We start from the raw sequence: 25,122 nt of genomic DNA on the forward strand, positions 1-25,122 counted from the left end.
GGCTGAAAGCCGCCGGCCCGGCATAGCAGCGATCCGTCACACGGCAGGTGTCACAAGGTCGCCGCTAAGCCTCCATCAAGCGCGGCCGTCTAGAATGGGCGATCTCGCACGCCCCGGACACCGCCATGCATGAAGCCCTTGCCGACTTTCACCTCCTGACCCTCACGCCCTGGAAGATCATCGGTCTTCTCGGCACGCTGCTCTTCACGGCGCGCTGGTTCGTGCAGTTCTACGCCACGAGGAAGAACAGGAAGGTCACCGTTCCGATGTCCTTCTGGTACCTGTCCGTCAGCGGCAGTGTGCTGACCCTGGCCTATTTCATCTGGGGCAAGAACGATTCGGTGGGCATCATCCAGACGGCCTTCCCGATGCTGGTGTCGTTCTACAACGTGTTCGCGCACCTGCGGCACAAGGATCGGCAGGAAACGGTCAAGCCAGGCGGTCCGGAGGACTGACCCATTCCCTGTGGGAGCCGGCTACGCCGGCGATCCCGCGGCAGCGGGCAAGCTCGTCGCGAGCACACATCGCCGCTGAAGCGGCTCCCACACAAAGCCGGTTAATCCGGATCGTAGTCGAGGTACGGCGCCAGCCAGCGTTCGGCTTCCGTGCGGTCCCAGCCCTTGCGCTTCGCATAGTCGTCCACCTGCTCGCGGGTCAGGCGTCCCACGACGAAGTACTGGCTCTCGGGATGGGAGAAATACCAGCCCGAGACGGCGGCGGTGGGGTACATGGCGAAGCTGTCGGTCAGCTCGATGCCGGTATGCGTGCGGGCGTCGAGCAGATCGAACAGCGTGCGCTTTTCGGTGTGCTCGGGGCAGGCCGGGTAACCCGGAGCGGGGCGGATGCCGCGATAGGCCTCGGCGATCAACGCCTCGTTGTCCAGCGTCTCGTCCGGCTCGTAACCCCAGAACTCCTTGCGCACGCGCTCATGCATGCGCTCGGCGAACGCTTCCGCGAGACGATCGGCCAGTGCCTTCAGCAGGATGGCCGAATAATCGTCGTGTACCGCTTCGAAGCGCGCCACGTGCTCGTCGATACCGATGCCTGCGGTGACGGCGAACCCGCCGATCCAGTCTTCCACGCCGCTGTCGCGCGGCGCCAAGAAATCGGCGAGACAGAAATCCGGGCGCTCCACGGGCTTGTCGGCCTGCTGACGCAGGTGGTGCAGGGTGGCGATGGGCTTGCGCTTGCCGGACCCGGCGTCGGCGTACACCTCTATGTCGTCGCCGTGCTGCGCCGCAGGCCAGAAGCCGATCACGCCGCGGGCGGTCAGCCACTTCTCCGCCACCAGGGTATCCAGCATGGCCTGCGCGTCGGCGTAGAGTTCGCTCGCCTGGGCGCCCACCACCTCGTCGGTGAGGATGGCCGGGAACTTGCCCGCCAGTTCCCACGCATTGAAGAACGGCGACCAGTCGATGTAGCCGCGCAGTTCCGCCAGGTCGTAATCGTCGAACACCGTGAGGCCGGGCTTGCGCGGCACCGGGGGGCGATAGGCCTCCCAGTCGCCGCGGAAGCGCTGCTCGCGCGCCTTCGCCAGCGGCACCAACTGCTTGCCTGTGCCGCGGTTGCGATGCCGCTCGCGCACTTCGGCGTACTCGGCGCGAACCTTCGCCATGAACTCGTCCACGAGGTCCTTGCTGACCAGCGACTGCGCCACGCCGACTGCACGCGAGGCGTCTTTCACCCATACCGTGGGCGACTTGTAATGCGGCTCGATACGCAGCGCCGTATGGGCGCGCGACGTGGTCGCACCGCCGATCATCAGGGGCACGTGGAAGTCCTGGCGCTGCATCTCGCGCGCCACCTGGCTCATCTCTTCCAGGGAAGGCGTGATGAGGCCAGAGAGGCCGATGATGTCCGCGTTCTCCGCGCGCGCGGTGTCTAGGATCTTCTGCGTCGGCACCATCACGCCGAGGTCGATCACCTCGAAGTTGTTGCACTGGAGCACCACGCCCACGATGTTCTTGCCGATGTCGTGCACGTCGCCCTTCACGGTGGCGAGCACGATCTTGCCGTTGTTCTTGCCTGCGTCGCCGGAGATGCGTTTCTCTTCCTCGATATAGGGAATGAGGTGGGCCACCGCCTTCTTCATGACGCGCGCGGACTTCACCACCTGCGGCAGGAACATCTTGCCCGCGCCGAAGAGGTCGCCCACCACGTTCATGCCGGCCATGAGGGGGCCTTCGATCACGTCCAGCGGACGGCGTGCGGCGAGCCGGGCTTCCTCGGTGTCTTCCACCACGAATTGGTCGATGCCGTGCACGAGGGCGTGGCTGAGGCGATCCACCACCGGCTTCTCGCGCCATGCCGCCGTTTCCACCGCCACCTCGCCCTTGCCGCCCTTGTAGCGGTCGGCGACTTCCAGCAGGCGTTCGGTGGCGTCGGCACGGCGGTTGAGCACCACGTCCTCGACGCGCTCGCGCAGTTCCTCGGGAAGGTCGTCGTAGATGGCAAGGGCACCGGCATTGACGATGCCCATGTCCATCCCGGCGGCGATCGCGTGGTAGAGGAACACCGAATGGATGGCTTCGCGAACCGGGTTGTTGCCGCGGAACGAGAAGGACACGTTCGACACGCCCCCGGACACGTGCGAAGACGGAAAGCGCTTCTTCAGTTCGCGCGTGGCCTCGATGAAGTCCACCGCGTAGTTGTTGTGTTCCTCGATGCCGGTGGCGACGGCGAAGATGTTCGGATCGAAGATGATGTCTTCGGGCGGGAAGTCGAGCTGGCCCACCAGCAGCTCATAGGCTCGCGAACAGATCTCGACCTTGCGCGCCTTCGTGTCGGCCTGGCCAGCCTCGTCGAAGGCCATGACCACCACGGCCGCGCCGTACTGGCGTACCTTGCGCGCATGGTCGAGGAAGGCGGCCTCGCCTTCCTTCATGGAGATGGAGTTCACGATGCCCTTGCCCTGCATGCAACGCAGGCCGGCTTCGATCACGCTCCATTTCGAGGAGTCGACCATGATCGGCACGCGGGCGATGTCGGGCTCGGACGAGATCAGGTTGACGAAGCGCGTCATCGCCGCTTCGGAGTCGATCAATCCCTCGTCCATGTTGATGTCGATGATCTGCGCGCCGTTCTCCACCTGCTGGCGCGCTACCTCCACCGCTTCCTCGTAGCGGCCTTCCTTGATCAACTTGCGAAACTGTGCGGAACCGGTGACGTTGGTCCGCTCGCCCACGTTGATGAAATTGAGGTCCGGCGTGAGGACCAGCGGTTCGAGGCCGGAAAGGCGCGTATATCGGATGCTCATGCGGCTTGCGCGATGTCCTTCAGTGCACGGGGCGGGTAGGGCGCTACGGCGGCGGCAATGGCCGCGATATGGGCGGGCGTGGTGCCGCAACACCCGCCGACGATGTTGATGAGCCCGTCCGCCGCAAAGCCGCGAATGGTCTCCGCCATGCTCTCGGGCGTCTCGTCGTACTCACCGAAGGCATTGGGCAGGCCAGCATTCGGGTGGGTGCTGACGGCGCTGCCGGCAATGCGTGCGAGCATCTGCACGTGGGGGCGAAGGTCTTCGGCGCCGAGGGCGCAGTTCAATCCCACGGATAACGGCTGAATGTGCTCCACCGAGTAGAAGAACGCTTCGGCGGTCTGGCCGGAGAGGGTACGGCCGGAGCGGTCGGTGATCGTGCCGGAGATCATCACGGGCACCCGCCCGCCCAGTTCATGGAACAGTTCGCTCAGGGCGAACAGTGCCGCCTTCGCGTTCAACGTGTCGAAGATGGTTTCGACCATGATCGTGTCCGCGCCACCCTCGATCAGCGCGCGCGCGGATTCGATGTAGTTCGTCTTCAGTTCCTCGAAGGACACGTTCCGGAACCCGGGATCGTTCACGTCGGGCGAGATGGACGCCGTGCGGCTGGTCGGCCCGAGCACGCCGATGACGAAACGTGGGCGGTCCGGCGTACGCGCGGTCATGGCGTCGCAGGCTTCGCGCGCGATGCGCGCGCCTTCGCGGTTGAGTTCGGGCACCAGGTGTTCGAGGTGATAATCCGCCTGGCTGACACGCGTGGCGTTGAAGGTGTTCGTTTCGATGAAGTCTGCACCCGCTTCCAGGTACGCCTCGTGCACGCCGCGGATGATGTCCGGCTGGGTAAGCAGGAGCAGATCGTTGTTGCCCTTCAGGTCGCACTCGCCCGGATGATCGTGCCCGTGGTCGTGCGCGCTGTCGTGGCCCCCCGCGAAGCGTTCGCCGCGGTAGCCGGATTCGTCGAGCTTGTGCTTCTGGAGCATGGTGCCCATGCCGCCGTCGAGGATCATGATGCGCTCGGCCAGGCCCTTCTGGATAAGGGCGACACGATCCGGGTGAAGCCAGGGGAGTTGGCTCATGGTGCATCCTCCGTGGAAGGCTTGCGGGCAAGCAGGCTGATGACTTCGAAATGCGGCGCGCGGCGCTCGCGGCTCAGGCGTTCGCAACTGACCACCTCCAGGCCCGCTTTTGTCGCCATGGCGGCGAGGGCGTCGCAGGTGAATCCGAGGTTGCGATGGTCGAACGGTTCGACGACGGCGCGGTGGTCGTGTTCGCCCAGCGTGGACGCGAGCACCCGGCCACCCGGCTTCAGCACCCGGCCCACCTCGGCGAACACCTTCTGCGGGTCGGTCGAGTAGGTGAGGGCGTGCAGCAGCAGCACAAGGTCGAACCGGCGATCGCCCAAGTCGAGCGCATGCATGTCGCCCGTGCGCACATCGACATTCGCGAAGCCGGAAAGCCGCTGCCGAGCCGCCTCGACCACGCGTTCGGAGCTGTCGATGCAGACGATGGAATGTGCATGCGGAGCCAGCAGCTCCGCCGTGACGCCGTCGCCGGAAGCAATGTCCAGCACGTCGCCCGTCGTGAGCAACTGGAGCAGGGAACGCGCCAATGTTTCCCACGTGCGGCCCGGCGAGTAGTGTCGCTCCATGTCGCCGGCCACGGTGTCGGCCCAACCCTCGGCGCGTGCACGTTGGGCCAGCACCGCCGGCAGTCGCTCGGCGTCCTCGCGCAGGAGGGCGTCGCTCAGCGTGTCGCGAAGGGAAGCCACCAGTGCCGCGAGCGTCGGATCGGCTTCAGCGTTGGCACGGTAATAAGCGGACACGCCGGCACGCCGATCACGCACCAGCTCCGCTTCCTTGAGCTTGGCCAGGTGGGTGGACACGCGCGGCTGGGCCAGGTGCAGGACGGCAGCCAGTTCCGCCACGGTCAGCTCCTCGCGGTCAAGCAGGGCGAGAAGGCGGACACGGGTGGGATCGGCCAGGAGCCGCAGCGCCGTGGAGGCCGTGGACAGATCCATCCAACATCCTTATATCGCGATATAGAGATACATAGGATGCGGGCAGCATGCACGGCCGTCAAGGCCACATGTTGCAGTGCACGGCGGCAAGCCGGCAAACGACCGTTAGAATGGTGGGCTTGTCTCCACCCCAAGACAGCCGCCCATCCGGGTGGCCAGAGGAACACCCATGGATTTCCGCTTTACCGACGACCAGCTGTCGATCCAGTCCATCGCGCGCGACTTCGCGCAAAAGCGCATCGTGCCCGTGGCAGCCGAACTCGACGCCAAGGGCGAGTTCCCCCTGGAGAACATCCAGGAGATGGGCCAGCTGGGCCTGATGGGCATCGAAGTGCCGGAAGAGTACGGCGGCGCGGGCATGGACCCGGTGGCCTACGTGCTGGCGATGGTCGAGATCGCGGCGGCCGACGCGGCCACGTCCACCATCATGTCGGTGAACAACTCGCTGTTCTGCAACGGCATCCTGAAGAACGGTACGGAAGAGCAAAAGCAGAAGTACGTGCGCGCTATCGCCTCGGGCGAAGCCATCGGCGCCTACGCGCTTACCGAGCCGCAGTCCGGTTCCGACGCCTCGAACATGCATACCCGCGCGGTCAAGAATGCCGATGGGGACTGGGTGATCAACGGCAAGAAGAGCTGGATCACCTCCGGCCCCGTCGCCCGCTACATCGTGCTGTTCGCAGTGACCACGCCGGGCATCGGCGCGCGTGGGGTGTCGGCCTTCCTCATCGACACGAAGCGCGAAGGCTTCCTCGCCGGCAAGACCGAACCCAAGCTCGGCATCCGCGCCTCGGCCACCTGCGAAATCGAGTTCCACGACTACGTGTGTCCGAAGGAGGACATGCTGGGCGAGGAAGGCAAGGGCTTCGCCATCGCCATGGGCGTGCTCGATGCCGGCCGCATCGGCATCGCGTCGCAGGCCGTGGGCATCGCCCGCGCGGCCTACGAGGCCACGCTCCAGTGGTCGCGCGACCGCAAGGCCTTCGGCCAGCCCATCGGCACGTTCCAGATGACCCAGGCCAAGATCGCCGACATGAAGTGCAAGCTCGACGCGGCCCTGCTGCTGACGCTGCGTTCCGCGTGGACGAAGGGCCAGGTGGAGAAGACCGGTGGCCGTTTCGGCACCGAGGCCTCGATGGCCAAGCTCGTGGCCTCGGAAGCCGCGATGTGGATCACCCACCAGGCGGTGCAGATCCACGGCGGCATGGGCTATTCCAAGGAAATGCCGCTGGAGCGCTACTTCCGCGATGCGAAGATCACGGAGATCTACGAGGGCACCAGCGAGATCCAGCGTCTGGTCATCGCCCGCGCCGAAACCGGGCTGCGCTGAGCGAAGCCCCGTGCGCGACATGGCTTGAAGTCGCGCCTTAGTAGGAGCGCGCCCTGCGCGCGACCGCTTTTCGCACCTGTCCTCGAGCTGGCGCGCCAGCTCCGGGGCACGGCCTCAAAACATGTCGCGCGCAGGGCGCGCTCCTACTAAGCTCACCCCCAGGCCTTGCCCTGGGGAGCTTCCATGATCGATCACACCGGTGTCACCGTCAGTGACTTCGAGCGCAGCAAGCGGTTCTACGAGGCCACCCTGGCCGCCATCCACTACGAGCTGCTTGCCATCCTCCCCGCGAACGTCACCGGCCGTACCGATGTCGCCGGCTTCGGCGAAGGGGGCAAGCCGGACTTCTGGATCTACCAGGGCGAACCGAACCGGCCGCCGGTCCACGTCGCGTTCCGCGTCGAGAGCCGCAAACTCGTTCACGCCTTCCACGAGGCCGCCATCGCCGCGGGCGGTCGCGACAACGGGCCGCCAGGGCCCCGCTCGCATTACCACGAAGGCTATTACGGCGCGTTCGTGCTCGACCCCGACGGCCACAACATCGAAGCGGTGTTCCACGGAGGTTCGCTGGTCCACAGGGACCTGAGCCAGACGGATCCCCGGGCGGCGAAATAACGACGGTAGGTAGCGCCAAAGCTCTTTGTGTGGGAGCCGGCTATGCCGGCGATCCCGTGGCAGCGGGCATTCTCGCGACCACGTATCGCCGCTGAAGCGGCTCCTATGGGCGAGCCCAGGCGTCGCGACGTCGGCGGAGGCACGGTGTCTCCCCGGTGATGCGTAAAAAAAAGCCCGGCTTGCGCCGGGCTTTTTCGTTACGGACGGTCGATGCCCCGTCTTGGATCCGAATCGAAGGCTCGTACGTCGCCGACGTTCGGGGCGTGCGGGCCGACTGTCGTCGACGGGTTGCCGCCACCCTGCGGACCGTTGCCGCCGCCATGCGGGCCATGACCGTCGCCGTCCGGGCCGTCGCCATGGAGACCTCGGTGCGATACCTCGTCCAGCTTGTCGCCCAGCATGCGGCGCACCGACACGTAGAACACCGGGATCAGCAGCAGGCCGAGGAACGTCGCGAACAGCATGCCGCCGATGACGCCCGTGCCGATCGCGTGGCGGGAGTTCGCACCCGCGCCGGTGGAGATCGCCAGCGGGAACACGCCGAGGATGAAGGCCAGCGAGGTCATCAGGATGGGGCGGAGTCGCAGGCGGGCCGCCTCGACCACGCCGTCGCGCAGCGTCTTGCCGGCCTGCTGCTGCTCCACCGCGAATTCCACGATCAGGATCGCGTTCTTCGCCGCCAGACCGATGACGGTGATCATGCCGATCTTGAAGTAGATGTCGTTCGGCAGACCGCGCAGCATCGAGAACACGACCGTACCCAGGATGCCCAGCGGCACCACCAGAAGCACGGAGACGGGGATGGACCAGCTCTCGTAAAGAGCGGCCAGGCAGAGGAACACGATCACCACGGACAGCGCCAGGAGCATCGTCGAGGAGTTGCCCGAAAGGATTTCCTGGTACGACTGGCCCGTCCAGTCGTAACCGAAGCCCTTGGGCAGCTTGTCGTTGACGATGCCTTCGACGATCTGCATGGCCTGGCCGGTGGAGTATCCGGGCGCCTGGTTGCCGACGATTTCCACCGCCGAGTAGCCGTTGTAGCGGTTGAGCGTGGGCGCCGCGATCGTCCACTTCGAGTCCACTACCGTGGACAGCGGGATCATGGAGTTGTCCACCGACGAGGTGGTGCTCGCCACGTTGGAGCTATCGGTCGACGTACCCGACGAGGCCGAGGCGAGGGTGCTCGGGGTGAAGATGTGCGAGAACGCGTCGGTGCCCATGCGATACGGCGCATCGGCCTGCAGCATCACGCGCTTCACGCGGCCTTCGTACGAGAAGTCGTTGACGTATACCGGCGCCAGCGTGAGCTGGATGGCGGTATAGATGTCGCTGACCGACAGGCCCATCGTCTGGGCTTGCGTACGATCCACGTGCAGCTGCAGCAGCGGTGCGTCTTCCAGCGTGTTCGGGCGCACGCCTACCAGCGCGCTGTTCTGCGCGGCGGCGCCGAGCAGGATGTTACGGGCCTGGGTCAGCTGGTCGCGCGACTGGCCGGAGCGGGCCTGCAGGTACATGTCGATACCGCCGAACTGCGACAGGCCGCGGATCGTGGGCAGGTTCACCACGAAGATCGTGGCATCGCGCACGGCCTGCATCTTGCCGTTTGCCTGCTGGATGAATTCCGTGGCGGTCAGGTCGCGGTCGCCCCAGTCCTTCAGGCGGATGAAGGACATGCCCACGTTCTCGCCCTGGCCCACGAAGCTGAAGCCGGAGATCTGGAAGACGCCGTCCACTGCGGGATCCTTCAGCAGGATCGCGCGCTGCTCGGCCATGACCTTCTCGGTACGGGCAATGCTGGAACCCGGCGGGAGCTGCACGATGGCCAGTGCGTAGCCCTGGTCCTCGTCGGGCACGAAGCTGGTCGGAAGGCGTACGAACAGGAAGCCGCACACCACCGCGATCAGCACGAACACCACCATCCAGCGGGGTGCATGGCGCACGGCCCCGCCCACGTGACCGGAATAGGTGTGCGTCACCCAGTCGAACACCTGGTTGAACTTGCGATAGACGATGTTCTTCTTTTCGCCGTGCTCGTGCCGGAGGATCGTGGCGCACAGGGCGGGCGTGAACGACAGCGCGAGGAAGGCGGAGAAGCCCATCGACACCGCGATCGTCAGCGCGAACTGCTTGTAGATGATGCCCGAGGCACCCGGCTGCAGCGCCGAGGGCACGAACACGGCCGCCAGCACCACGGTGATCGCGATCACCGCGCCGGTGATCTGGCCCATGGCCTTGCGCGTGGCTTCCTTCGGCGAGAGTCCTTCCTCGGACATGATGCGCTCGACGTTCTCGATCACCACGATGGCGTCGTCCACGACGATACCGATGGCGAGCACCATGCCGAACAGCGTCAGCTGGTTGATCGTGAAGCCGAGCGGCGACAGGCCCAGGAAGGTGCCGAGCAGGGCCACCGGGATGACCAGGGTCGGAATGATCGTGGCGCGGAAGTTCTGCAGGAACAGCAGCATCACGAGGAAGACGAGGATGATCGCCTCCACCAGCGTGTGCACCACTTCCTCGATGGAGATGGTCACGAACTTCGTGGTGTCGTACGGGGCGAACCACGTCACGCCGTCCGGGAAGCTCCTGGACAGTTCTTCCATCTTGGCGCGCACGGCGTTCGCCACGTCCAGCGCGTTCGCGCCGGGCAGCAGCTGCACGCCGAACGAACCGGTGGCCGTGCCGTTCCACTGCGCGTTGAAGCCGTAGGTCTGCGGGCCGAGTTCGACGCGCGCCACGTCCTTCAGGCGAACCACGGTGCCGTCGTTGTTGGCACGGAGGATGATGTTGGAGAACTCGTCGGGCGTGGTAAAGCGGCCTTCCGCCGACACCGTGGCACTGAAGCCCTGGCCGTTCACGGCCGGATCGGTACCGACGGAGCCCGCGGCGAACTGCACGTTCTGCGTGCTGAGCGCGTTGCGCAGATCGGTGGCCGAGAGGCCGTAGCCGCGCAGCTTGTCGGGGTTGAGCCAGATGCGCATGGCATATTCGGCGCCCAGCTGGCGCGTGTTGCCCACGCCCGGGATACGCGCGATCTGGTCGAGCACCTGCGACGACACGATGTCGGTCAGACGGTTACCGTCGATAGCCGGGTTGGTCGAGGTGAGCGCGATGAACATCAGGAAGTCCGGATTGGACTTCGCCACCACGACACCCTGCTGCGTCACTTCCGAGGGAAGGCGCGGCGTGGCGAGGGCCACCTTGTTCTGCACCTGCACCTGGGCGATGTCCGGATCGGTGCCCGTTTCGAAGGTGAGCGTGACGGTCGCCGTGCCGCTGGAACTGGAAGCGGACGAGAAGTAGAGCAGGTGGTCGATACCCGTCAGCTGCTGCTCGATGACCTGCGTCACGGTTTTCTCGGTCGTGTCCGCGCTCGCACCCGGATAGGTCGCCGTAACGACGACCTGAGGCGGGGCGATGTTCGGATACGACTCGATACCCATGTTGAGCAGGGAGATCGTGCCGCACAGGCTGATCAGGATCGCCACCACCCACGCGAAGATGGGGCGGTCGATGAAGAAACTCGGCATGTCGGTTTCCTTTTACTGCTTGCCGGCGGAGGCGTCGGCACCGGGGCCGGCGGCTGCCGCTGGGGCCGCCTGGGCGGGGGACGCCTTCACGGGCGCGTTCTCCCTCGCCTTCGGCAGGCCCTGGACGATGATCTGGTCGCCCGGCTTCAGGCCGCCGGTGACCACCCAGTTGGAGCCGCTGAGGCGGTCGGCCTTGATCGGGCGACGGACGGCGGCGGAGGGTATCTTGACGTCGGCCCCGGTCTTCGGGTCCTTGGCGTGGCCTTCGCCGACGACCATCACGTAGGCGTCGTTGGCGTCGCGCAGCACGGCCGCCTGCGGCACGAGGAACACGTTGTGCAGGTCGCCGAGCGTGGCCTTCACCGTCACGAACTGGCCGGGCAGCAAGCGCTGGTCCGGGTTTTCGAGCAGCGCACGCAGGTTCACGGTACCGGTCTGCGGGTTCACCGTGGCCGAGGAGAAGTCGAGGGTGCCCTGCTTATCGTAGGGGGAGCCGTCCGGGAGCTGGATGTTCACCGTGGCCTTGTCCGTCGGCGACAGCGTGGCGGCACCGGCGGCCGCGGCGCGGCGCATGGCGTCCAGGTCGGAGACCGAGACGCTGAAGTTCACGTACAGCTTGTCGATCTGGTCCACCCGGGTGAGCAGGGTGGTCTCGCCCTGTCCCACCAGGGCGCCCTCGGTCACCTGCTGCTGGCCGGCGCGGCCGTCGATCGGCGACACCACGTCGGTGAACCCGAGGTTGATGCGGGCCGATTCGGCGTTGGCCTGGGCCTGCTTCACGGCGGCGTTGGCCGTGCGCTCGTTCGCCTCGGCGGTGTCGAGGTCCTGCCGGGACACGTAGTTCTTCCCGATCAGGCCGCGGGCGCGGTCGGCCTGGGCCTTGGCGTTGACGGCCGAGGCGCGGGTAGAGGCGAGGTTGGCGAGCTGCGCGTCAAGTTCCGCCTTGAGCGGCTGCGGGTCGATCTGGAACAGCTTCTGGCCGGCCTTGACGTCCGAGCCTTCCTCATAAAGGCGATGCAGGAGGATGCCGGGCACGCGGGCGCGCACGTCGGCCGTGCGGTAGGCGGACAGGCGGCCCACCTGGTCCTGGACCAGCGGGGCGTCCTGGGGTTGTGCGGTGATGACGCCTACTTCGGGCGGAGGCGGCTGCTGCGGGGCTTCCTGCTTGTGGCAGGCGGCAAGCGCCGCAGCGAGGCCGAGGGCCAGCAGGGACGAGCGCAGGGGCAGGGGAGTCATGAGAACTTCGTTCCTTTTCCAGGTTTCTTGTTCGTTTGCGCTGCCGCACCCGGAGGGTGCCGCCGCTCGCAGGCATGCTTACAGTTACTGTGTGTCCCGCCCACTCGTCACGTGCCTTCCGGCCTCTTGTGTGTGCCTAAAGGACGCCCGTGGCGCGCCGAGCCCTCGACGCAGCCGTGTGCACGATTCAGCACGTAAGTATACCGTCCAGTTTAGAATCTCCGGCGAGGCAACGTCAACGGGTCGTTCAAGCCGTTCGCGCGCGAATTGGTGCGATGCACACGATGTCCCCGTTCGTCACTGCCCAACCAATCCGGCATCGGCTGCATTCCGGTGCGGCGATGCAGTGAAAAAACGCCGACGCGCATCATCTTTCGGTGTGGCTACATGACGCCCGTGGGAGCTATGCTTTCACGGATTTCCGTCCTCCCCACATCGATAATCCGCCCATGAATGCGATTCGCGCTGCCGAAAACGGCCCGTTCCACGCCGTTGTCTTCGATGAACTGAAAAAGCTCGACTACCCCGCGGAGCGCCTCAACGAGGCGCGCTTTTTTATCGAGGCCTTCTTCGAGCGGATCGCCCCTGCCGACCACGCGCTGCATGCGCCTGAGCGCTGGGCCTCGCTGATCGCCGACCTGCTGGCCTTCGCGCGGGAGCGCACGCCCGGAAAGGCTAAGGTCCGCGTGTACAACCCAGGCCAGTCGGGCACCCGCGCCGTGGTGGAGGTCGTGACCGACGACATGCCGTTCCTCGTCGACACGGTGTCGATGGTGGCGGCCTCGCATGCCGACATCCACGCCATCATCCATCCGGTGGTGCCCGTGGTGCGCTCGGCCTCGGGCGTGCTTGAGGCCATGGGCTCGGGCGAACGCACCGAATCGATCATGCGTTTCGAGATCGACCGCATCGACGAAGCCGAACTCGACACGCTGAAGGCGAACGTGGAGGCCGCGCTCGCCGACGTGCGCGAGGCCGTGGACGACTGGCGCGCCATGCGCGGCAAGATGGTCGAGATCGCCGACGAACTGGGCCAGCGCTCGCTGCCGTACACACCGGAGGAGGTCAGCGAGGCCTCCGAGTTCCTGCGCTGGGTCGCGGACAATCATTTCACCTTCATGGGCTACCGCGAGTACGAAGTGGCGGCCGATGCGGGCGACCAGGTGCTGAAGACCGTCGAGGGTTCGGGCCTGGGCATCCTGCGTGCCGCCGAGCGCTCGCTGGCCCCGCGCTCCCTGCGCACCCTGGTCGCCAGCGAATTGCCGCGCTCCGGTGCCACCGACGCCATCATTCTCACCAAGACCAATGCACGCTCGCCGATCCATCGCCCCGGTTACATGGATTACGTGGGCGTGCTCAAGTTCGACGACCAGGGTCGTCCCGTCGCGGAGCAACGCTTCCTGGGCCTGTTCTCGTCGAACGCCTACATGGCCCACCCGCAGCACGTGCCCCTGGTGCGCGACAAGTGCGAGGCGGTGATGAACCGCTCGGGCCTGAAGCGCGATTCGCACTCGGGCAAGGCCCTGCGCCACATTCTCGACACGCTGCCGCGCGACGAACTGTTCCAGTGCAGCACCGACGAGCTCTACGCGCTGGCCATGGGCCTGCTCGAGCTGGCCCAGCGCACGCGCACGCGCCTGTTCATCCGTCGCGACAGCTACGGCCGCTTCTTCTCCTGCATCGTGTACATCCCGCGCGACCGCTTCAACACCAGCGTGCGCGAGCGCGTGGAGAACGTGCTGCGCGAGGCCTTCCATGGCGAACACGTGGACTCTGCGGTGCTGATGGGCGAGGCCGCTCTGGTGCGCCTGCATGTCGTGGTGCGTCCGCGCATCGGCGACCACCCCGTGTACGACGCGGCTGCCATCGAAGCGCAGATCGTGTCGATCGCGCGCAACTGGTACGACGAATTGCGCGACCGGCTCGTTGAACTTGCCGGCGAACAGCAGGGCATCATCCTCGCCAACCGCTACGGCAAGGCCCTGCCGGCCGGCTACGTGGACGAGGTGTCGCCGGAAGTGGCGGCCGCCGACGTGCGGGCGCTGGCCGGCCTGGATGGCCCGGACGCCATCAGCATGTCGTTCTACCATCCGCCGCATCGCCCGGAGGAACTGCGCTTCAAGGTCTACCGCTCCGGTTCCGACATCGCGTTGTCCGAGGTGATGCCGCAGTTGGAGAACCTGGGCCTGCGTGTGCTCACCGAGCACATGTACGAAGTGAAGCTCGGCGACGGCCACCTGTTCGTGCAGGACTTCGAAGTGCAGCCGGTAGGCCGCCTCGCGTTCGAGGTGGAACAGGTCGGCAAGATCTTCGAAGACGCCTTCGAGCACATCTGGCGCGGCAGCGCGGAAAACGACGGCTTCAACCGACTGGTGCTGGGCGCAAAGCTCGGCTGGCGCCAGGTGGCGGTGCTGCGCAGCTACTGCAAGTACCTGCTGCAGACGGGCGTGGCGTTCTCCCAGGCGTACATGGAGGATGCGCTCAATCGCTATCCCGCCATCGCCGGTCTCATCGTCGAGCTGTTCAACGCCCGCTTCGATCCGCGGCGCGAAAGCCTCGACGGCGCGGAACGCGAGCGCGCGGAAAGCATGCTCTCGCACGAGATGCACGCACTGATCGACGCGGAAAGCCTCGCCGCGCAGCCCGCGCTCATCGGCAACCTGGTGGCCTCGCTTAGCCGCCCGCGCGCCGAGCAGGTGGTCGCGGTGGAAGAGGCCATCAACGCCTTGCTGGACAACGTGTCCAGCCTCGACGAAGACCGTATCCTGCGCAGTTTCATCGCGCTGGTGCACGCCACCTTGCGCACGAACTTCTTCCAGGCGTGGGAAGGCAGCTTCCGTCCTTATCTCAGCTTCAAGTTCGACTCGCACCGCGTGCCCGATCTGGCGAAGCCCGTGCCGTTCCGCGAGATCTTCGTTTACGCGCCGCGCGTGGAAGGCATCCACCTGCGGTTCGGTTCCGTGGCCCGCGGCGGCCTGCGCTGGTCCGACCGCCGCGAAGACTTCCGCACCGAGGTGCTCGGCCTGGTGAAGGCGCAGATGGTGAAGAACACCGTCATCGTGCCGGTCGGCTCGAAGGGCGGTTTCTTCGTGAAGCGGCCGCCCGTGGGCGGCGATCGCGACGCCCAGCTTGCCGAGGGCATCGCCTGCTATCGCATGTTCATCAACGGATTGCTCGACATCACCGACAACCTCGTCGAGGGCAAGGTCGTGCCGCCGCACGACGTGGTGCGCCATGACGAAGACGACCCGTACCTGGTCGTCGCCGCGGACAAGGGCACGGCCACGTTCTCCGACATCGCCAATGCCATTTCCACGGAACACGGTTTCTGGCTCGACGACGCCTTCGCTTCCGGCGGCTCCTACGGTTACGACCACAAGGGCATGGGCATCACGGCAAAGGGCGCCTGGGAATCGGTCAAGCGCCATTTCCGCGCGCTCGGCCGCGACTGCCAGACCCAGGACTTCACCGTGGTGGGCGTGGGCGACATGTCCGGTGACGTATTCGGCAACGGCATGCTGCTGTCCGAGCACATCCGGCTGCTGGCCGCGTTCGACCATCGCCACATTTTCCTTGACCCGAATCCGGACGCCGCGAAGTCCTTCGCGGAACGCCAGCGCATGTTCGCGCTGCCGCGCTCGTCCTGGGATGACTACGACAAGTCCCTCATCTCGGCCGGCGGCGGCGTGTATCCCCGCAGCGCCAAGTCGATTCCGGTATCGCCGGAAGTCCGCGCGGCGCTGGGTATTCGCGCCGAAGTCACGCACATGGCCCCCAGCGACCTGCTGTCGGCGATCTTGAAGGCGCCCGTCGACCTCCTCTGGAATGGCGGCATCGGCACGTACGTGAAGGCCACCAGCGAAACGCACGCCGACGTGGGCGACCGCGCCAACAATGCCCTGCGCGTGAACGGCAACGAGTTGCGCTGCAAGGTGGTGGGCGAGGGCGGCAACCTCGGCATGACCCAGAAGGGGCGCATCGAAGCCGCCCAGGCAGGCGTGCTGCTCAACACCGACTTCATCGACAACTCCGCCGGCGTGGACACCTCCGATCACGAGGTGAACATCAAGATCCTGCTGAACGACGCGGTGCAGCGCGGCGAACTGAGCTTCGACGACCGTAACCGCCAGCTTGCCGAGATGACCGACGAGGTCGCGCGCCTCGTGCTGTGGGACAACTACCGGCAGAACCAGGCCATCACCGTCATGGAGCACCAGTCAGTGCGCCGCCTGGGTTCGATGGCCCACTTCATCGGCACGCTGGAAGCCGAAGGCCTGCTCGACCGCCAGGTGGAGTCCCTGCCCACGGCCGCCGAACTGGCCGAGCGCAAGCAGCGCGGCCAGGGCATGACCCGTCCGGAACTGTCGGTGCTGCTTTCGTACGACAAGATCCGCCTGTTCCAGCAGCTGCTGGAATCGGACGTGCCGGAAGATCCCTACCTGTCGCGCGAACTCGTGCGCTACTTCCCCGTGCCCCTGCACGAGAAGTACGCCGAACACATGCAGCGCCACCGCCTGAAGCGCGAGATCATCGCCACGGCCGTCACCAACTCCACGATCAACCGCATGGGCGCCACCTTCATGATGCGCATGCAGGAGGATACGGGGCAGGGCCCGGCGTCCATCGCGAAAGCTTACACGGCCGCGCGCGAGATCCTTGACGCCCGCGACCTCTGGGCCGACATCGAGGCGCTGGACGGCAAGGTGGCGGAGGACACGCAGATCGATGCGGTGCTGCAGATCTGGTCGCTGCTGCGTCATCTCACCCGCTGGCTGCTCAACCGCCCCGGCGGCTCGCTCGACATTGCCGCTAACGTCGACCGTTATGCGAGCGAAGTCATGCTGCTGCGCAAGGCGTTGCCGGATGCGCTCACCGACACCGGCCGGGGCGACTTCGCCGCCAGCCAGGAGAAGTGGGAAGGCCTGGGCGTGCCCCATGCGTTGGCCGTGCGGCTTGCCCGTATCCCGGTGCTGCGTTCGGCGCTCGACATGGTCGAGGTGTCCAAGCAGAGCGGCAAGGACGTTGCCACCGTGGCAACGGTGTTCTACGAACTTGCCGAGGCGCTGGACCTCGACTGGCTGCGCGGCCAGATCGAAGCCCTGCCGGTGGAAGGCGCGTGGCATGCGCAGGCACGCGGTTCGCTGCTGGACGAGCTCAACGCCCAGCACCGCGCCCTGGCGCTCCAGGTGCTGGCGGTGGCGGGCGACCGCACCGACGTCAGCCCGGTCAAGGCATGGCTGGATCGCGACGACGCCACGCTGAAATACACGCGCGCCATGCTTGCGGAAATCCTTACCCAGAACGCGGACTACCCGATCGCCTCGGTCGCCGTCCGCCGCCTGGCCCAGCTGGCGCAGATTCCGGTGTGATGCAACGGGGCCGCCTGCGCTGTTCGGCCCGGGCGGCCTTCTGCGGGAATCTGGCTTTGTGTGGGAGCCGCTTCAGCGGCGATGGGTAACCGCGGCAAACTTGCCCGCTGCCGCGGGATCGCCGGCATAGCCGGCTCCCACACTTCGCTCTACCCGCTTCGGCCGTTAGCGACTAAGCTCCGGGCTTGGACCCGGATGCCCACTCCCCATGCGCCTAGCCTTCGTCGCCAGCGAAACCGAAGTCGCCCAACGCGCCCGTGCCGCGCTCGTCAAGCGTTACCGGGGCGTCGAACCGGCCGACGCCGACATCATCGTGTCGCTCGGTGGCGACGGCTTCATGCTGCGCACCCTGCATGCGCATCGCACGCTCGGGGTTCCGTTCTACGGCATGAAGCTCGGGCGCCTGGGGTTCCTCATGAACCAGCACGATGTCGACCACCTTCCCGACCGCATCGAGAAGGCGCATCCGGCGGTGCTGCATCCGTTGGAAATGCACAGCATCTGTTGCGACGGCGTCGAACACCGCGCGCTGGCGTTCAACGAGGTGGCGCTGTTGCGGCAGACGAACCAGGCGGCCCACCTGAGAGTGAGCTTGAACGGCGAGGTGAAACTCGACGAACTGGTCTGCGACGGCATTCTCGTCTGCACCCCCGCCGGCTCCACCGCCTACAACCTCTCGGCGCACGGTCCCATCCTGCCGCTGGACGCGAACGTGCTGGCGCTCACCCCCATCAGTCCGTTCCGGCCTCGTCGCTGGCGCGGCGCCATCCTCCCGCACGCCACCCGGGTGGGTTTCGATACGAAGGATCCGAACAAGCGCCCGATCAGCGCCACGGCCGACTTCCACGAAGTGCGCGACGTGCGTTCGGTCGAGGTGAGGCAGTCGCGTCGTAACGCGGTACGCCTCCTGTTCGATCCCGAACACAACCTCCAGCAACGCATCCTCGACGAACAGTTCGCCCCATGAACGGCCCCGACGACATCCAAGGAATGCAAGACGATGCGGGAAGCGCGCTTGCGCGCGAACACACGGAGCGGGGCACTCCAGGCCTGGCCGGCGCCCAGCCTACGGCCCACGCCGAATCGTCGGTAAGCGACAACCGCCTCGTGGTGGCCATCTCCTCGCGCGCCCTCTTCGACATGGGCGACAGCCACGAGCTGTTCGAGCGCGAAGGCCTGGATGCCTACCGGGCCTACCAGATCGAACACGAGGACGATCTGCTGAAACCCGGCGTGGCTTTCCCGCTGGTGCAGAAGCTGCTGGGCCTGAACGCGCTCTCGGGCGACGTGCCCGCGGTGGAGGTGATCCTCCTGTCGCGCAACTCGGGCGACACCGGCCTGCGCATCTTCAACGCGATCCAGCATTACAAGCTGGGCATTTCCCGCGCCGCGTTCACCAGCGGCGCGCCCACGTCGGATTACATCGCCCCGTTCCGCGCCGATCTTTTCCTGTCGGCCAACGCGGAAGATGTGGGCCGCGCACTGCGGGCGGGCGTCGCTGCGGCAACGATCCTGCCGTCCACGGCGCCGCAGCGGTCCAGCGAGCAGTTGCGCATCGCCTTCGACGGCGATGCGGTCATCTTCGGCGACGAGGGCGAGCGCGTGTCGAAGGAGCAGGGGCTGGACGCCTTCCATCGCAACGAAACCGAGCGCTGGGCCGAGCCGCTTTCCGGCGGTCCTTTCCGGGGCTTCCTGGCCGCCTTGCATCGTCTGCAGGCCGCGTTCCCGGCCGAGACCTCGCCGATCCGTACGGCGCTGGTCACAGCCAGGTCCGCGCCGGCACACAAGCGGGTGATCCTCACGCTTCGTCGCTGGGGCGTGCGCATCGACGAGGCGCTTTTCCTCGGCGGCCGCGACAAGGGGCCGTTCCTGGATGCGTTCGGTGCCGACATTTTCTTCGACGACTCGCCGGCCAACGTGGAATCGGCGCGCAAGCACGTGGCCACCGGACACGTACCCCACGGCGTCTCCAATGCATAGCGGCCCTGTGGGAGCCGGCTATGCCGGCGATCCCGCGGCAGCGGGCAAGCTCGCGGCAAGCACCCATCGCCGCTGAAGCGGCTCCCACAGAAGGCACTCAAACAATATTCGTCCAGCGCCACCACTGCGTTTTCTTTTCCTCGCGCACGAAGGTAAACAGGCCCGCGCCGAGGATCATCGCGATGCCGATGAACATCGGCCAGTCGAGGTGGTCGTGGAACAGCAGGTAGCCGAACAGGATCGCCCATAGCATCTGGCTGTACTGGGTGGGCGCCACGCGATTCGCCGGGGCGTGCTGGGTGGCCAGCATCAACAGCACGGCGCCGGCCGCGGCGAACAGTCCGTAACCCAGCAGAAGGAACCACTGGTGCCCGTCGGGCCACGTGAAGTGCGGCAGCATCATGATGAAGCCCGCGACCATGGGGCCGACGACGCCCGCGCCGTAGAGGGTGATGCGTTTCTCGGTGGCGCCCGCCATGCGCAGCGCCACGATGGACAGCGCGCCGGCCAGGCCGCAGACGATGGCCGCGACATGCCCGGTGCCCAGGTGACGGAAACCCGGCCGCAGCACCACCAGCACCCCGAGGAAGCCCACGATCACGGCCGACCAGCGCCGCCACCCCACGTGTTCGCGCAGGAACACCACGGAAAGGATGGTGACGAAGATGGGCAGCAGGAAGATCAGCGAGAAGGCCTCCGCCATCGGGAGGGCGGTGAAGGCCATCACCGCGGTCACGTTGCCGATGGCGCCGGCCAGCGCGCGCAGCAGCCAGAGGCCCGGCATGCGAGACACCACCACCTCGCTCCAGCGGTCGCCGGGTTTCTTCAGGAACGGCAGGGCGGCCATGGCCAGGATGGCCCCGAAGAACACGGCCTCATAGGCGGGGAGCGTACCTTCGAGGGATTTGACGAAGGCATCGCTCCACGCGTAGGCCGCGTAGCAGGCGAAACCCAGGAGTACGCCTCTGAGCATGGGGAAGCGATCCGGCGGCGGGGGGCGGGCCCATTATGGCGCGATGACGGGGCCGGATTGTTGCGCACCGCCATGACCGCGGCCGGACCCATGGCTACAATCGGACGTTTCAGGCTGCCCAATCCACGAGTCCCCGCATGGCCCATCGTCTCGACCCGCTCGATCTCTACGACGTCCGCTCGCTTCTCACCGACGAGGAGCGCGCCGTGCAGGACGCCGTCGGCCGCTTCGTCGACGAAAAGGTCTTGCCGATCATCGGCGACGCCTTCGACCAGGGCCGGTTCCCCGCCGAACTGGTGCCCGAGATCGCCGGCCTCGGTCTGCTCGGCGCCACGCTGCCCGAGGAATACGGTTGCGCGGGCATGAACGGCGTGAGCTACGGTCTCATCTGCCAGGAACTGGAACGCGGCGATTCCGGTCTGCGCAGCTTTGCCTCGGTGCAGAGTTCGCTGTGCATGTATCCGATCTTCGCCTACGGCTCGGAAGAGCAGAAGCGGGAATATCTGCCGCGCATGGCGGCAGGCGAGGTCATCGGTTGCTTCGGCCTCACCGAACCGCACGGCGGTTCCGATCCGGCGAACATGAAGACCGTCGCCCGCAAGGACGGCGGCGACTGGGTGATCAACGGCGCCAAGATGTGGATCACCAACGGCAACCTCGCCCACATCGCCATCGTCTGGGCGCAGACCGACGACGGTATCCAGGGTTTCATCGTCCCCACCTCCACGAAGGGTTTCGCGGCCCAGGAAGTGCACAAGAAGATGAGCCTGCGCGCCTCGGTCACCTCCGCGCTGTTCTTCGACGACGTGCGTGTGCCCGACAGCGCCCGGCTGCCGAACGTGAAGGGCCTGAAGGGGCCGCTCGGCTGCCTCAACCAGGCACGTTACGGCATCACCTGGGGCCCTATCGGCGCCGCCCAGGCCTGTCTGAAGGAAGTGCTCGACTACACCGCCCAGCGCGTGCTCTTCGGCCGTCCGCTCGCGGCCAATCAGGCTGTGCAATTGAAGATGGCCGACATGGCCCGGCGCATCACCACGGCGCAGCTGCTTTCGCTCCAGCTCGGACGGCTGAAGGACGCCGGCCGCCTGCAGCCCACCCAGGTGTCGCTCGCCAAGTGGAACAATGTGCGCATGGCGCTGGACGTTGCTCGCGAGTGCCGCGACATTCTCGGCGGTGCGGGCATCACCACGGAACATTCGGCGATCCGCCATGCGCTGAACCTGGAATCGGTCATCACCTACGAGGGCACCGAGACGGTGCACCAGTTGGTGGTCGGCCGCGAACTCACCGGCATCAACGCGTTCTGAGGCCTTCATGCACGGCGTGCGCATCGAAACGGATCGCCTGATCCTGCGACCCACGGCGGCGGAAGATTTCGACGCCTGGGCCGAATGCATGGCCGACCCCGAAGTGAACCGCTTCCTCGGCGGCCCGCAGCCGCGCGCGATCGCCTGGCGCAATTTCATGACGATGGCGGGTTGCTGGAGCCTCCAGGGCTTCGGCATGTTCTCCGTGATCGAGCGCTCCAGCGGCCGCTGGGTGGGCCGTCTCGGCCCCTGGCACCCGGAGGGATGGCCGGGGGACGAGATCGGCTGGGGCCTGATGCGCGACACCTGGGGCAAGGGCTATGCCAGCGAGGGCGCCGCGGCGTCCATGGACTGGGCTTTCGACACGCTCGGCTGGACGCAGGTGATCCACTCCATCAATCCCGAAAACCACGCGTCGATCGGCGTCGCCAGAAAGCTCGGCTCGACCCTGCTGGGGCCGGGCAAGCTACCGGCGCCCTTCGAAGACGACGTGGTCGATCTATGGGGGCAGACGCGCGAGCAGTGGTTCGCCCGCCGTCGCCGCTGAATCCTCCCACTCGAGCAACCGCCTTGAATGCCAACGTATCCACCGGGCCGACCATCTACGGCTGGCGCGCCTCCGGCAACTGCTACAAATTGCAGCTTCTCCTGGACATGCTCGGCCGCCCTTACCGGTGGATCGAGACGATCACCACCGAGGGCGCCACGCGCACGCCGGAATTCCTTGCGTTGAATCCGAACGGAAAGGTGCCGTTGCTCGTGTTGGAAGACGGACGCCGCCTCGCCGAGTCCAACGCGATTCTCTGCTACCTCGCGGAAGGCACGGCGTACCTGCCGGACGACGCGTGGGAGCGGGCGCGCACGCTGCAATGGTTGTTCTTCGAACAGTACAGCCACGAGCCTTATATCGCGGTGGCGCGCTTCATCTGTCGTTGGCTGCCCGCGGAGCATGAGCGGCGGGCGGAGTTGCCGCGGCTTCGCGAGCGGGGCGGCACGGCACTGGACGTGATGGAGCGCCATCTTGCCGATGAGCCTTGGTTCAGCGGCGGCGCGTTCGGCATCGCCGACATCGCCCTGTTCGCTTACACCCATTGCGCCTCCGAAGCCGGTTTTGACCTCGACCGCTGGCCGCACGTCGGCGCGTGGCTGGACCGTGTCCGCGCCCGGCCGGGCTTCACCCCGATGGTCGCCTGATTCCCTCTTTCCCACCGAGCTCCCCATGTCCGTCCCGCAACCCATCGCTGCCCGCCACAAAGGTTTCAATCGCGCCGAGATCGTCGATCAGAACTTCGTCGAGTTCGTGCAGTCGTGGCAGGGAGACGTCGCACGCGCGCCGCGCGACGACCAGCCCGTGCTGCCCGGCAGCGCGCTCGACGCGCGGGGCTTTCGCGAACTCCTCGAATCGCAGCTGATCAGCCGCCACCTCGACTTAATGGCGCGCGTGCTGCGCGTGCAGAACAAGGTGTTCTACACCATCGGCTCGTCCGGCCACGAGGGGAACGCCATGCTGGCGCGCCTGACCCGGCATACCGATCCGGCGTTCCTGCATTATCGCAGCGGCGGCTTCATGGCGGAACGGTTCCGCAAGCTGCCCGGCATGGACCCGGTGATGGATTCCGCGCTGTCGTTCGCGGCGAGCAGCGAAGACCCCGCATCCGGCGGCCGGCACAAGGTTTGGGGAAGCAAGCCGTTGTGGGTCTTGCCGCAGACGTCCACCATCGCTTCGCACCTGCCCAAGGCGCTGGGCACGGCCGTCGCGATCGAGCAGGCCCGCCGCATCGGCCATGCCTTGCCGGTGCCCGACGACGCCATCGCCATCTGCTCGTTCGGGGACGCGTCCTCTAACCATGCGACGGCGCAGACGGCGTTCAACGCGGCCGCATGGACGGCCTACCAGAAGCTGCCCGCGCCCGTGCTCTTCGTGTGCGAGGACAACGGCATCGGCATCTCGGTAAAAACACCGACGGGCTGGGTGGCGAACAACTTCCGCCATCGTTCCGGTCTGGACTATTTCTACGCCGACGGCCTGGATCTGGCCGGCGGCTATGCCGACGTGCAGCGCGCGGTGGAACATTGCCGCACAACCCGGCGGCCTACGTTCCTGCACCTGCGCACCACCCGCATCATGGGGCACGCCGGTACGGACTTCGAGATCGAATGGCGCTCGGTGGAGGAACTGGTGGCGCTGGAAGCCACCGATCCGTTGCTGCGCAGCGCCGACATCGCACTCGCTTCCGGTCTTTACGACCGCAGCGGCCTGCTGGACATGTACGAGGCCATCCGCAAGCGCTGCTTCGATGCGGCCGAAGAAGCGGATCGCCGGCCGAGGCTCACCCGCCTCGAAGACGTGATGGCACCGCTGGCGCCCTATTCGCCGGAAGCCGTGCGCGCCGAAGCCGCGCGCGTGGCCGACTCCGCCGAGCGTGAGCGTGTGTTCGGCGGCACGGAGAAGCTGCCGGAACGGCAACCGCCGCGGCACCTGGCCGTGCAGATCGGCCAGGCGCTGCACGACCTGATGGCCAAGTACCCCGAGAGCCTGCTCTTCGGCGAAGACGTGGCTCAGAAGGGCGGCGTGTATACGGTGACGAAGGGCTTGCACAAGGCCTTCCGCAACGCTCGTGTATTCAACACGCTGCTGGACGAGACGATGATCCTGGGCCTCGCCCAGGGTTACGCGAACATGGGCATGTTGCCGCTGCCCGAGATCCAGTACCTGGCCTACTTCCACAACGCCTGCGACCAGATCCGTGGCGAGGCCGCGTCGCTGCAGTTCTTCTCGAACGGGCAGTACCGCAACCCGATGCTGATGCGCGTGGCGTCGCTCGGCTATCAGCGCGGCTTCGGTGGCCACTTCCACAACGACAATTCCATCACCGCGCTGCGCGACATTCCGGGGCTCGTGGTGGGCTGCCCGAGCCGCGGCGACGACGCCGCGACGATGCTGCGCACGCTTGCGGCATTGGCTAAGGTGGACGGACGCGTCACCGCCTTCCTCGAGCCGATCGCGCTGTACATGACCAAGGATCTCTACGAGGCCGGCGACGGCCAGTGGCAGTTCGCCTATCCGGCACCGGACGAGGCGATGCCGCTGGGGGAGGGGCGCGTCTACGACCAAGCCGCGGACGACCTCGTGATCTTCACCTTCGGCAACGGCGTTCCGATGAGCCTGCGCGCCGCGCGGCGCATCGGTGCGGAACGCGGCTGGAAGGTGCGCGTGGTCGACCTGCGCTGGCTGGTTCCGCTCAACGATGCCTTCATCGCGAAGCAGGCCGCCAGTGCGAAGCGCATCCTGGTGGTGGACGAGGGTCGCAAGAGTGCCGGCGTGGGCGAGGGCGTGATCACGGCCATCGTCGAGGCCGGCCTGGGCCACCTGCCGCTGCACCGTGTGGTCGGCGCCGATACCTTCACGCCGCTGGCTGGCGCGGCCTTCCTCGTGCTTCCCGGCGATGACGACATCGTGGCCGCTGCTGCGAGCCTGGATGGCATCGCCACGCCTTAGGAGAGCC

General features: G+C 66.5%; 15 protein-coding genes and 1 pseudogene. 10 read left to right on the forward strand and 6 right to left on the reverse strand.

Annotated elements, in window-relative coordinates:
- The first annotated feature begins 125 nt into the window (after positions 1-125).
- Positions 126-455, forward strand: coding sequence for a lipid-A-disaccharide synthase N-terminal domain-containing protein (locus tag FHS47_RS08830; protein WP_167025814.1), 330 nt, complete (start codon positions 126-128; stop codon positions 453-455).
- 101 nt (positions 456-556) lie between these two features.
- Here FHS47_RS08830 and metH read toward each other — a convergent pair whose 3' ends face one another.
- The 3 genes from metH to FHS47_RS08845 are packed head-to-tail and all read right to left on the reverse strand — an operon-like array spanning position 557 to position 5,276.
- On the reverse strand, positions 557-3,256 hold the full coding sequence (gene metH, locus FHS47_RS08835; RefSeq protein WP_167025816.1) for a methionine synthase: 2,700 nt from the start codon (positions 3,254-3,256) through the stop codon (positions 557-559).
- Positions 3,253-4,335, reverse strand: coding sequence for a homocysteine S-methyltransferase family protein (locus FHS47_RS08840; RefSeq protein ID WP_167025819.1), 1,083 nt, complete (start codon positions 4,333-4,335; stop codon positions 3,253-3,255). The genes metH and FHS47_RS08840 overlap by 4 nt, the downstream gene beginning before the upstream one ends.
- Positions 4,332-5,276, reverse strand: coding sequence for a metalloregulator ArsR/SmtB family transcription factor (locus FHS47_RS08845; RefSeq protein WP_167025822.1), 945 nt, complete (start codon positions 5,274-5,276; stop codon positions 4,332-4,334). Before FHS47_RS08845 ends, FHS47_RS08840 begins: the two co-directional genes overlap by 4 nt.
- Positions 5,277-5,445: 169 nt before the next feature.
- On the opposite strand from FHS47_RS08845, the gene FHS47_RS08850 reads away from it, so the two are divergent.
- On the forward strand, positions 5,446-6,606 hold the full coding sequence (locus FHS47_RS08850; RefSeq protein ID WP_167025824.1) for an acyl-CoA dehydrogenase family protein: 1,161 nt from the start codon (positions 5,446-5,448) through the stop codon (positions 6,604-6,606).
- 183 nt (positions 6,607-6,789) lie between these two features.
- Positions 6,790-7,221, forward strand: coding sequence for a VOC family protein (locus tag FHS47_RS08855; RefSeq protein WP_167025827.1), 432 nt, complete (start codon positions 6,790-6,792; stop codon positions 7,219-7,221).
- Positions 7,222-7,598: 377 nt separating this feature from the next.
- Here the strand turns inward: FHS47_RS08855 and FHS47_RS08860 are convergent.
- Positions 7,599-10,751: pseudogene (locus FHS47_RS08860) on the reverse strand (efflux RND transporter permease subunit); the annotation flags it as partial.
- 12 nt (positions 10,752-10,763) lie between these two features.
- Positions 10,764-11,987: an efflux RND transporter periplasmic adaptor subunit gene (locus FHS47_RS08865; RefSeq protein ID WP_167025833.1), complete on the reverse strand. Its 1,224-nt coding sequence runs from the start codon at positions 11,985-11,987 to the stop codon at positions 10,764-10,766.
- A gap of 449 nt (positions 11,988-12,436) precedes the next feature.
- Between FHS47_RS08865 and FHS47_RS08870 the strand changes: the two genes are divergently transcribed.
- The 3 genes from FHS47_RS08870 (at position 12,437) to FHS47_RS08880 (ending at position 19,336) form a co-directional block, all read left to right on the forward strand.
- On the forward strand, positions 12,437-17,356 hold the full coding sequence (locus tag FHS47_RS08870) for an NAD-glutamate dehydrogenase domain-containing protein (protein WP_167025834.1): 4,920 nt from the start codon (positions 12,437-12,439) through the stop codon (positions 17,354-17,356).
- Positions 17,357-17,564: 208 nt separating this feature from the next.
- Positions 17,565-18,323, forward strand: a complete 759-nt coding sequence (locus FHS47_RS08875) for an NAD kinase (protein WP_167025837.1) — start codon at positions 17,565-17,567, stop codon at positions 18,321-18,323.
- Positions 18,320-19,336: a 5'-nucleotidase gene (locus tag FHS47_RS08880; protein ID WP_208381873.1), complete on the forward strand. Its 1,017-nt coding sequence runs from the start codon at positions 18,320-18,322 to the stop codon at positions 19,334-19,336. The genes FHS47_RS08875 and FHS47_RS08880 overlap by 4 nt, the downstream gene beginning before the upstream one ends.
- Before the next feature lie 97 nt (positions 19,337-19,433).
- Here the strand turns inward: FHS47_RS08880 and FHS47_RS08885 are convergent, their stop codons facing one another.
- Complete coding sequence (locus FHS47_RS08885) at positions 19,434-20,309, reverse strand: DMT family transporter (RefSeq protein WP_167025840.1); 876 nt, start codon at positions 20,307-20,309, stop codon at positions 19,434-19,436.
- A 137-nt stretch (positions 20,310-20,446) separates the two neighbouring features.
- Here FHS47_RS08885 and FHS47_RS08890 point away from each other — a divergent pair, with 137 nt between their 5' ends.
- The 4 genes from FHS47_RS08890 to FHS47_RS08905 are packed head-to-tail and all read left to right on the forward strand — an operon-like array spanning position 20,447 to position 25,115.
- Positions 20,447-21,616: an acyl-CoA dehydrogenase family protein gene (locus FHS47_RS08890; protein WP_167025843.1), complete on the forward strand. Its 1,170-nt coding sequence runs from the start codon at positions 20,447-20,449 to the stop codon at positions 21,614-21,616.
- 7 nt (positions 21,617-21,623) lie between these two features.
- On the forward strand, positions 21,624-22,163 hold the full coding sequence (locus FHS47_RS08895) for a GNAT family N-acetyltransferase (protein ID WP_167025845.1): 540 nt from the start codon (positions 21,624-21,626) through the stop codon (positions 22,161-22,163).
- 23 nt (positions 22,164-22,186) lie between these two features.
- Positions 22,187-22,810: a glutathione S-transferase family protein gene (locus FHS47_RS08900; protein WP_208381874.1), complete on the forward strand. Its 624-nt coding sequence runs from the start codon at positions 22,187-22,189 to the stop codon at positions 22,808-22,810.
- 25 nt (positions 22,811-22,835) lie between these two features.
- The gene (locus tag FHS47_RS08905; RefSeq protein ID WP_167025850.1) at positions 22,836-25,115 is read left to right on the forward strand and encodes a thiamine pyrophosphate-dependent enzyme; all 2,280 of its coding nucleotides are present in this window, start codon (positions 22,836-22,838) and stop codon (positions 25,113-25,115) included.
- Positions 25,116-25,122: the final 7 nt, after the last annotated feature.

The organism is Luteibacter sp. SG786 (assembly GCF_011759605.1).
Classification (GTDB): domain Bacteria; phylum Pseudomonadota; class Gammaproteobacteria; order Xanthomonadales; family Rhodanobacteraceae; genus Luteibacter.

Coding starts and splice junctions, on each gene's coding strand:
- FHS47_RS08830 (WP_167025814.1), top strand. CDS start 126: ATGCATGAAGCCCTTGCCGACTTTCACCTCCTGACCCTCACGCCCTGG.
- metH (WP_167025816.1), bottom strand. CDS start 3,256: ATGAGCATCCGATATACGCGCCTTTCCGGCCTCGAACCGCTGGTCCTC.
- FHS47_RS08840 (WP_167025819.1), bottom strand. CDS start 4,335: ATGAGCCAACTCCCCTGGCTTCACCCGGATCGTGTCGCCCTTATCCAG.
- FHS47_RS08845 (WP_167025822.1), bottom strand. CDS start 5,276: ATGGATCTGTCCACGGCCTCCACGGCGCTGCGGCTCCTGGCCGATCCC.
- FHS47_RS08850 (WP_167025824.1), top strand. CDS start 5,446: ATGGATTTCCGCTTTACCGACGACCAGCTGTCGATCCAGTCCATCGCG.
- FHS47_RS08855 (WP_167025827.1), top strand. CDS start 6,790: ATGATCGATCACACCGGTGTCACCGTCAGTGACTTCGAGCGCAGCAAG.
- FHS47_RS08865 (WP_167025833.1), bottom strand. CDS start 11,987: ATGACTCCCCTGCCCCTGCGCTCGTCCCTGCTGGCCCTCGGCCTCGCT.
- FHS47_RS08870 (WP_167025834.1), top strand. CDS start 12,437: ATGAATGCGATTCGCGCTGCCGAAAACGGCCCGTTCCACGCCGTTGTC.
- FHS47_RS08875 (WP_167025837.1), top strand. CDS start 17,565: ATGCGCCTAGCCTTCGTCGCCAGCGAAACCGAAGTCGCCCAACGCGCC.
- FHS47_RS08880 (WP_208381873.1), top strand. CDS start 18,320: ATGAACGGCCCCGACGACATCCAAGGAATGCAAGACGATGCGGGAAGC.
- FHS47_RS08885 (WP_167025840.1), bottom strand. CDS start 20,309: ATGCTCAGAGGCGTACTCCTGGGTTTCGCCTGCTACGCGGCCTACGCG.
- FHS47_RS08890 (WP_167025843.1), top strand. CDS start 20,447: ATGGCCCATCGTCTCGACCCGCTCGATCTCTACGACGTCCGCTCGCTT.
- FHS47_RS08895 (WP_167025845.1), top strand. CDS start 21,624: ATGCACGGCGTGCGCATCGAAACGGATCGCCTGATCCTGCGACCCACG.
- FHS47_RS08905 (WP_167025850.1), top strand. CDS start 22,836: ATGTCCGTCCCGCAACCCATCGCTGCCCGCCACAAAGGTTTCAATCGC.